The sequence below is a fragment of the Mesorhizobium sp. M0590 genome (genome assembly GCF_040320905.1).
In the GTDB taxonomy this organism is placed as follows: Bacteria; Pseudomonadota; Alphaproteobacteria; order Rhizobiales; family Rhizobiaceae; genus Mesorhizobium.
Genome location: NZ_JAMYQN010000051.1, coordinates 1 through 7,614 on the forward strand (window position 1 = coordinate 1; position 7,614 = coordinate 7,614).

The 7,614-nt window shown below is 63.3% G+C and carries 9 protein-coding genes and 3 pseudogenes; 5 read left to right on the plus strand and 7 right to left on the minus strand.

The features are described from left to right. Positions 1–385, minus strand: a 385-nt coding sequence (locus NKI52_RS32885; RefSeq protein WP_502897841.1) for a hypothetical protein, incomplete at its 3' end; no start/stop codon positions are given. 72 nt (positions 386–457) lie between these two features. Continuing rightward, positions 458–985 carry a reverse transcriptase domain-containing protein gene (locus NKI52_RS32305; protein WP_502897843.1) on the minus strand — a complete coding sequence of 176 codons (528 nt, stop codon included), beginning with the start codon at positions 983–985 and terminating at the stop codon, positions 458–460. A 198-nt stretch (positions 986–1,183) separates the two neighbouring features. Between NKI52_RS32305 and NKI52_RS32310 the strand changes: the two are divergent. After that, positions 1,184–1,420, plus strand: a pseudogene (locus NKI52_RS32310) (IS110 family transposase); the annotation flags it as partial. On the opposite strand, the gene NKI52_RS32315 reads toward NKI52_RS32310, so the two are convergent. From NKI52_RS32315 to istA, 5 genes and pseudogenes are all read right to left on the minus strand, one after another. Then, positions 1,323–1,562, minus strand: coding sequence for a hypothetical protein (locus NKI52_RS32315; RefSeq protein ID WP_352700828.1), 240 nt, complete (start codon positions 1,560–1,562; stop codon positions 1,323–1,325). The pseudogene NKI52_RS32310 and the gene NKI52_RS32315 sit on opposite strands and share 98 nt — an antisense overlap. Next, on the minus strand, positions 1,546–2,157 hold the full coding sequence (locus tag NKI52_RS32320) for a recombinase family protein (RefSeq protein ID WP_352700831.1): 612 nt from the start codon (positions 2,155–2,157) through the stop codon (positions 1,546–1,548). The genes NKI52_RS32315 and NKI52_RS32320 overlap by 17 nt, the downstream gene beginning before the upstream one ends. Positions 2,158–2,277: 120 nt before the next feature. Continuing rightward, a complete protein-coding gene (locus NKI52_RS32325; protein ID WP_352700829.1) occupies positions 2,278–2,613 on the minus strand; it encodes a recombinase family protein in 336 nt (111 codons plus the stop codon). Next, positions 2,607–3,765, minus strand: a pseudogene (gene istB / locus NKI52_RS32890) (IS21-like element helper ATPase IstB). Before istB ends, NKI52_RS32325 begins: the two are co-directional and overlap by 7 nt. Further along, the gene (gene istA, locus NKI52_RS32340; protein ID WP_352700830.1) at positions 3,765–5,048 is read right to left on the minus strand and encodes an IS21 family transposase; all 1,284 of its coding nucleotides are present in this window, start codon (positions 5,046–5,048) and stop codon (positions 3,765–3,767) included. The pseudogene istB and the gene istA overlap by 1 nt, the downstream one beginning before the upstream one ends. A 60-nt stretch (positions 5,049–5,108) precedes the next feature. Here istA and NKI52_RS32345 point away from each other — a divergent pair. The 4 genes and pseudogenes from NKI52_RS32345 to NKI52_RS32895 all read left to right on the plus strand — a co-directional run. Then, positions 5,109–5,702, plus strand: a pseudogene (locus NKI52_RS32345) (IS5 family transposase); the annotation flags it as partial. 380 nt (positions 5,703–6,082) lie between these two features. After that, on the plus strand, positions 6,083–6,277 hold the full coding sequence (locus NKI52_RS32350) for a hypothetical protein (protein ID WP_352700834.1): 195 nt from the start codon (positions 6,083–6,085) through the stop codon (positions 6,275–6,277). Next, positions 6,274–6,432, plus strand: a complete 159-nt coding sequence (locus NKI52_RS32355) for a recombinase family protein (RefSeq protein WP_352700833.1) — start codon at positions 6,274–6,276, stop codon at positions 6,430–6,432. The genes NKI52_RS32350 and NKI52_RS32355 overlap by 4 nt, the downstream gene beginning before the upstream one ends. A 289-nt stretch (positions 6,433–6,721) precedes the next feature. Beyond that, positions 6,722–7,357, plus strand: a complete 636-nt coding sequence (locus NKI52_RS32895; protein WP_502897842.1) for a hypothetical protein — start codon at positions 6,722–6,724, stop codon at positions 7,355–7,357. The last annotated feature ends 257 nt before the right edge of the window (positions 7,358–7,614 follow it).

Consider the following 7,614-nt stretch of genomic DNA (forward strand, 5'->3'; position numbering starts at 1 on the left):
GAACGCGAAGCTCCAGCACCCCGACCCGCGTCACCAGCTTGCGCTCGTAATAGCCGGACCGGTAACTCGTCCGCTCCGCCGTCCGATGATGAACCGACAGGAGAAATCTGACTCCGGCATAGTAGCTGGGAAGCCGACGAACAAAGCCGGGCAACCGGCGGCGGAGTTGCTGGAGCCAACGCCGAGGACCAAGGAGAACGCGGAACAGCAACACATGCACCGGACACAGAGCCGGGTTCGCATGTCCCAGTCGCTGGACCGCGTACGGAAAGCCGCAAGGCTGAGGAAGAAGGAACGGTTCACCGTGCTCTTCCACCACATCAATGTCGACACGCTTCGGATGGCGTTCTACGCGCTCAGGCGGCCCCATGATGCGGCGACCCATGTCGACCGCGTAGACGACCGTGCTCCCGGCAAACAACCTCTCGCACCAAAAAGGCGCTTGCAAATCTCGCTATTAGACGACGGTCTTCCGCCATTCCTGACTGACCGCCCCGAAAAAGTTCTGGATGTCGCCGTCTACAATCCAGTTCACCTTCCGCTTGTCGATCGCCACGCACAGTGCATCCAATGCATCGTGCGGCCCTCTTCCGGGTCGGAACCCGTAGGAGAAACCGCAGAAGTCGCCTTCATAGATGGCGTTGAGCACCATGACGGTTGCCCCTTGGACGATCTGGTCCTCCAGAGCGGCAATCGCCAGCGGCCGCTGCTTCCCATCCGGCTTCGGTATAAACGTCCGGCGAGACGGTTGCGGACGGTACGCTCCCCGATGAACCCGTTCTTGCAGATCCTTGAGCCGAAGCTCGAGGTCCGCCTTGTAGTCCTGCCACGTCATGCCATCCACCCCGGGAGCGGCCTTGCGGTTCGGCATATCGAGGGTGGCCGAGATCAACGACGCAGAGATCGAAGCGCTCCGCGCCAGCCGGCAGACCGGCAAGTTCAAGAAAGCGTGCGTAACCGACCCCGACGCCACGATGGCGACCAACGTATTGTGCGGGATGAGACGGTAGCGACAATGTGGATGAGGTGCGCCAGGCCAAGCTGGCGAGTTCCAGCCGGTGGCCTCGTGCCCGCGATTACACCATGTATGTCCGCCTCTGCCGATGAGGTGGCTCGCCCTACACTGCGCGTCCGAGGGTTGCTCGGGCGGGCCGAGCCGATCCTCAGCACAGGAGGACGAGCCGTGGCGGATTATAGAGAAGCACTTGTCGGAATCGATGTTGCGAAGCTGAAGAACGCTATTGCGATTGCGGAGGCAGGCCGGGAAGGAGAGGTTCGGTTCTTCGGTGAGGTCGACGCGTCGGCCACCAGCATGCGGCGGGTCATAGGCCGGATCGCCAGCCGCTTTGATTACGTGCATTTCTGCTATGAGGCTGGGCCGGCCGGGTATGGCCTTTATCGCCTGATCCGGTCGCTCGGGCCTCGAGCAGGATGCTTTCGACGTGCGCATCGACAGGCAGCGCACGCACTTCCTGGCATAGCGGCCCGCCCTCCTGATCACGATCGGCGCGACACGTGTAGACGGGATAGTCGCCGGCGGGACCGCTATAGCGCAGGCTCATCCGGCGACCGCACCGCCCACACGGCGATGCCCTGCAGCAGTGCCGCTTCCTTGCGCGGCACGCCCGAATGGCTGGCTTCGTAGCGGTTGATGTTGTTTTCCAGTCGCCTCTGGTTCTCCATGAACTCCTCCCAGCCGATATAACCAGGATGAGCAGCCTGAAGGCAAACCTCCCAGTCGGCGATGGGGACCTTGGTAGTCCTCGGGCGATAAACGCCATGGCGAATCCGCCCGCCTTCCATCCGCCTCCGGCCATAGACATACGCTCCAGCATAGGCAGGATTTTGAAGAATGCTGAGAACCCGTGAACTGTCGGCCTCGCGCCACACCACATCGTGCGGTGCTGGGCCGAGCACGGGACGCACGGGCAGCGGCAAATCGTTCTTTCGCAGGTAGCGCATCACGGCCCGTGCACTGTGAAGCTCGCGGAATTTGGCGAAGACGAGGCCGAGCCTCGCCTGCACCTGCTCATCGGGATTGAGAATGATCTCGCCGGAGCGACCATGCGCCAGTCCGGCGGGAACAGGAAGGCGTAGCTCGCCGCGTGCCCCCTTCTGACGCTCGCCCTGATGGAGGCGCTGCTTGATCTGGTGCAACTCCGCTTCGCTCATGATGCCCGACAAACCGAGCAACAGGCGGTCATGGTAGGCGCAGGGATCGTAGAGACGTTCGCCATCGGCAATGATGACGCCGAAGAGCGAGCACAAATCGAGGAGCTAATGCCAATCGCGGTTGTTGCGAGCAAGGCGGGAGGCATCGAGACTGATGACCAGACCGGCATTCCCCAATCCGATCTCGGCGATCAGCTTCTTGAAGCCCATCCGCTCGATGGTCCCGGCTCCGGATTTGCCAAGATCTTCGTCAATGACGTGCACACGTTCATGCGGCCAGCCGAGAGCGACCGCGCGATCGACGAGGCGGTATTGCAGTTCCGTGCTTTCCTGATGATGCCGCACCTGGTTCACGGAGGACTGGCGGACGTAAATGTAAGCGAGCTTACCGCGATGCGCAGCAGTGACGCACTCGTCCGGTCTATTCGGTGCTCTCAACATGCCGATCCGCCGCTGTCGGCGCGCCCGTCGATCGCATCCGCAAGAGAAGTCGCGCGATGCTCTGCGCGATCTGCTTCTGCGTCTCCCCCGGCAAGTTGAGCCAAAGGCTCGGGAGTGTCGTCATGCCCGGGTTGGGAAGTTCGGTGAGGGTCTGGGACGCTACGCGGTACAGATTCGACTGTATGTTCATCGCGAATCACCTCCTCGATACGGGAGGCCAAGGTGCTGTTCAAATGGTGCAGCAATGTGAACAGCGTTCGGACGTTGATGCGGGCCAACGATTTCGACACGCCCTGTTCTTCCGGTGACGCCGCTGCAAGGTCGGTCACCGAACGCCGAATTGAGCGGCGGCGTCCGTCAGGCAGTCGAACAACGACGAAAGCCGGACCGCGCGCAGAACGGGACGAAACCAGCTCCAGACGCTGGCCCGCAAGGCCGTGACGCGGGTCGATCACCGTTAAATGAGACACCACCCGGTCGAGAATGGCGGCAGCCTCTGATGGTTGGTTCGCCAAACACGCTGCCCCATTCGCCCACCGAGCGATTGGAGGTGATCAGGATCGATCCCCGCTCATAACGCCGCGACACCAGCTGGAAGAACAGATGCGCGGCATTGGCTTCGAACGGGAGATAGCCGAGCTCTTCGATGATCAACAGTTTCGGCCGCGACAGGGTCGTCAGCTGCTTTTCGAGTGAGCCGTCGTCATGGGCCTTGGCCAGCATCGCCACGAGCGTGGCCGCCGTGACGAACTGGACGCTATGGTTCTGCCGGATCGCCTCGCGCCCGAGAGCCACCGCCAGATGTGTCTTGCCCGTACCCGGAGGTCCAAGCAACAGGACCGTGTCGCCATGAGCAATCCAGCGGCAGGTCGCCAGCTCCCGGATTTGGCACTGATCCAGCGACGGCTGCGCGTCGAAGTCGAAGCCGTCGAGTTCGCGCACAAACGGGAACTGCGCGATCTTGCCTGCCATGGAGATGCGCCGCTCGTCGCGCTTCGCGATCTCGCGCCTCAGCAGGAAGGCCAAAGCCTCGCGCAAGGTCATTTGCGAACGCGCCGCTTCGTCCAGCAGCGTATCGAGCTGATCCCGGATCGCGGTCAGCTTCAGCCGGTCGAGCTGAGCCACCAACATCTCGTGATCGACCGCCGTCATCACCAGCTGCCTCCCACCAGTGCCTCATATTCGGCCAGTGGCCGCAACAGGGCGGAAGGCGCAACGATATCCGCCGATTGTATCGGCGCAGCAGCGCCGACCAGGCCGGCAAGATGCGCGCGCTCGACAATCCGTTGGCGACGTCCCCGGCACAAGGCATGATCCGCCACCACCTCGCCCGCATGATGCACGATAACGCGGCCGCCCAGCACCACGACTTGGACGCTCTCCCCGATCAGCCGCCAGGGAACCGAGTAACTGTTCGTGTCCAGGTCGATTGCGCAGTCCGCCTGGACCTTGCGCACGAGATCCCGCAGCTGCCCAAACGGCGCCCGTCCGCCCAGAGAGCGAAGCGCCCCAGCCTTTTCGGCAAAGCGCTCCGCAGGAGCCACGCCGGTCGTGCCATGCACACGCTGATCGGCAATCTCGCGCGTCCACCGGTCCAGATGTGCCTCGAACGCCGCCCAGTTCTCAAATCGGCGGCCGGCAATCGCATTGCGCTTGACGTAGCCGACCCCGCGTTCGTCCTTCCCCTTCGTAGGCGCCCGGTAGGGCGCACAAGCCCGCGCCGTAAATCCCCAGTAGCGGGCAAAGGCGTGCAGCCGCATGTTGAACCGCACCTCCCGCGTCGTCGCATCGTGATGTTCGACCAGCGCCTTCGGGTTGTCGAACAGTACTTCCGTTGGAACCCCGCCGAAGCGAAGGAAGGCTCCTTCCATCCCCTCGAACCAGTCCACCTGGCGCTCCCGAAGCGAGGGACGGATATGCAGCCGACGCGAGTAACCCAGCGTTGCTACAAACAGGTGCACCCGAACACGCTCGCCGCCGATCCACGCCCGCGTGTCGCCAAAGTCGATCTGCATCTGATGTCCCGGCGCCGTCTCAAACCGAACCGTCGCGCGCTTCTGCGCCCTCAACTCCCGACGCCAACCCTGCACCCGAAGCTCCACCGAACGAAGCCCTATGACGATCCCATGTTCGCTCTCCAGTTCCTGGCGCACCACATCGGCATTGCCGCCATGGCGGAAGAAGCGCTCCCGCAGCCAATCGTCCAGCCCGTCAAACGCGGTCGGCCGCAAAGGCTTGCGAAACGGAACAGTCCCGCCCTCGCGTAGATACCGACGCACCGTGTTGAGCGCGCACCCGAATTCCTTCGCCAGTCGCTTCGCCCCCCAGCCAAGCTCATGCAGCCGCAGCATCGCTGCCACCTCTTTAGGCTCAAGCATCTCCTCTCCCTGCATCGTTCTCGACAATGCAGGAACCGCCGAAATCCCAATCGTCATCCATGCCTCCTCTCATAACCGAGGGGGTCAGTTCTTCATTTCGTCAGAGGGTTAGTTTCTCAATTCGGCCGACATGGGCGGCGTGGGCGTCCGCGCGAGGTTGATTTTCGCGAGGTGATTAATGCGGTGCGCTACCTGGTCCGTTCGGGGTGCGGCTGGCGGATGCTGCCGATCCACTTTGGGCCGTGGCAGACGGTCTATGGCTGGTGTCGAGAGCTGGCGCGGCGCTTTCTGTTCAAGACCATCCACGACGTGGCTCTGATGCTGGATCGTGAGCGGGCCGGGCGCGATGCAGCCCATCGGCGGCGGTGATCGACAGCCAGTCGGTCAATGCTCGGCAAGCAAAACAAGGGGTTACGACGCCGGAAAAAAGATCGTCGGACGCAAGCGCCATATCGCAGTCGATACGGATGAGCGGCTAGGTTGATGGTCAACCTGACGCCGGCCGATATTTCCGACAGCGCCGGCGCCCAGGCGGTCTTGGATGGTATCCGCAAGCGCTGGCCCTGGGTGAAGCATCTGTTCGCCGGCGCCTATGATCGGCTAAAGCTCATGGACAAGGCCGCCTATCTGGACTTCGTGGTCGAGGTCATCCGCCGATCCGATGATCAGAAGGGCTTCGAAGTCTTACCCCGCCGCTGGGGTGTGAACCGCTGTACAATGTTGCCAAGTTTGCCTTTGAGTGATCGGTGCGCATCGAGCGTCCAAGCCGTAGGCGGCAGCTTGTTGAGGCTCGTCGTGGTCGGAGTGCGAGTCGATTTGTCGCGGGCGAATCAGAGCCACCACAGGATTTAATGCGCCATCGACGGCCCGGCTGCGAGCCGGCCGATGGAGGCGCATATGGTCCGGCGCATGGATCGCCCTGTGCTGCGCGTGCACGTGTCCTTCGAAGCGACAAGAACCGGCCCGCAACATCTGCTCGAGGCCTGAGCCCGTCTTGTGCCAACGATCCGTCGCACGAACCAGCGGCCGGCACGTCGCACGGGCCTCCCATCGAAGGTGACGGGCGTGACAGCCAGATCGGAAGGTGAGCAATGACGGAGACGCGATGTGCGCTCTATGCACGGGTATCCAGCGAGGCCCAGACGCGCGACAACACGATTGCCAGTCAGGTCTTTGCGTTGCAGGAACGCATTGCCGCCGATGTTTCGTACTTGAGCCAGGTCACAGCTACCAGGATGACGGTTACAGCGGTTCGATCCTGCTTCGCCCAGCGCTGGAGCGGCTGAGGGATGCGGTTGCCAGTGGCCAGGTCGAGCGTCTCTACGTCCATGCTCCCGATCGGCTCGCCCGCCGCTACGCCCATCAGGCGCTGCTGATTGACGAGCTCCGTCGTTCCGGTGTGGATCCTGAACCGCCCCATCGGCGGCACGGCCGAGGATGATCTTTTGCTCCATCATCGCCGAATATGAGCGCGCCAAGATCCTCGAGCGGAGCCGCCGCGGTGGTCGTCATGCGACCCGTTCCGGCTCGGTCAGCGCCCTGACGGGTGCGCCCTTCGGCTACCGCTATGTGAGCCGGGACCAAGGTGGCGGCGTGGCACGCTTCGAGGTGGTGGAGGCGGAGGCGCACATTGTTCGTCTGATCTTCGCATGGGTCGGCCTGGATCGTAGAGCCTGCGGGAGGTGTGCCGGCGGCTCAAGCAGATGGGCTGCCAGACGCGGGCAGGAGCCATGCATTGGCGCGCCTCCACGATCCGCGGCATGCCTGCCAATCCCGCCTATGTCGGACGCGCCGCTTTCGGGCGCGCCCGCTACTTGCCACCACAACCGCGGCTGCGGCCGATCCGCGCCCATCCGCAGCCCTCGCCGCGCGCCACTTGCCGCGTTCCCGTTCCGCCTGAGAGTGGATCGAGATCCCCGTTCCCCCACTCGTCGATCGCACCGTGTTCGAGGCGGCCCGTGCACAGCTTGAGGAGAACCGCAAGCGCAAGCGCCAACGCACGCCCGGCGCGGACTGGCTGCTGCAGGGCCTCACGGACTGCCGGCGTCGCGGCTACGCCTGTTATAGCAAGCGTGCGCCGCGTTCCCGCAATTACGACCCGACGAACACGCTGCCCTATTATCGCTGCATCGATACGGATGGCTACCGCTTCAGCGACCACGCCGTGTGCGACAACCCGGCGCTGCGCGGATCACCTGGAAGAAGCAGTTTGGGATCAGGTGAAAGGCCTTTTGGAGGACGCGCGTCGTGTGGCCGACGAATATCGCCGCCGCCTTCGCAAAGCCCGCGACGAGACCCGCGAGCGGGATGAGATCGTCTGCCTCGAACGACAGATGGCCACCTTGCGTCGCGGCATCGGCGGCTGATCGACAACTATGCCGAGGGCGTCATCAACAAGGCGGAATTCGAACCGCGTATCGCTGGCCTGAAGCAACGCCTCTCGCAGCTTCAGGAGCGGCGGCGGTCGAAGTGGCCGAGAACGAACGCGACCTCTCACTCCTCATCAGCCGTCTGGAAGACTTCTCCGCCAAACCGCGGGCCCGTATGGGGAGTTCGCGCATCGGGTCCAATTCAACCTCGCGCGCTCAAGGCGCGTATCCTGGTTTTCCCGAACCCGTCTCTT

Bases quoted from the DNA above. Each gene is read 5' to 3' on its own strand.
- NKI52_RS32315 (WP_352700828.1), bottom strand. From the start codon at position 1,562: ATGAGCCTGCGCTATAGCGGTCCCGCCGGCGACTATCCCGTCTACACG.
- NKI52_RS32325 (WP_352700829.1), bottom strand. From the start codon at position 2,613: ATGTTGAGAGCACCGAATAGACCGGACGAGTGCGTCACTGCTGCGCAT.
- istA (WP_352700830.1), bottom strand. From the start codon at position 5,048: ATGACGATTGGGATTTCGGCGGTTCCTGCATTGTCGAGAACGATGCAG.
- NKI52_RS32350 (WP_352700834.1), top strand. From the start codon at position 6,083: ATGACGGAGACGCGATGTGCGCTCTATGCACGGGTATCCAGCGAGGCC.
- NKI52_RS32895 (WP_502897842.1), top strand. From the start codon at position 6,722: ATGCATTGGCGCGCCTCCACGATCCGCGGCATGCCTGCCAATCCCGCC.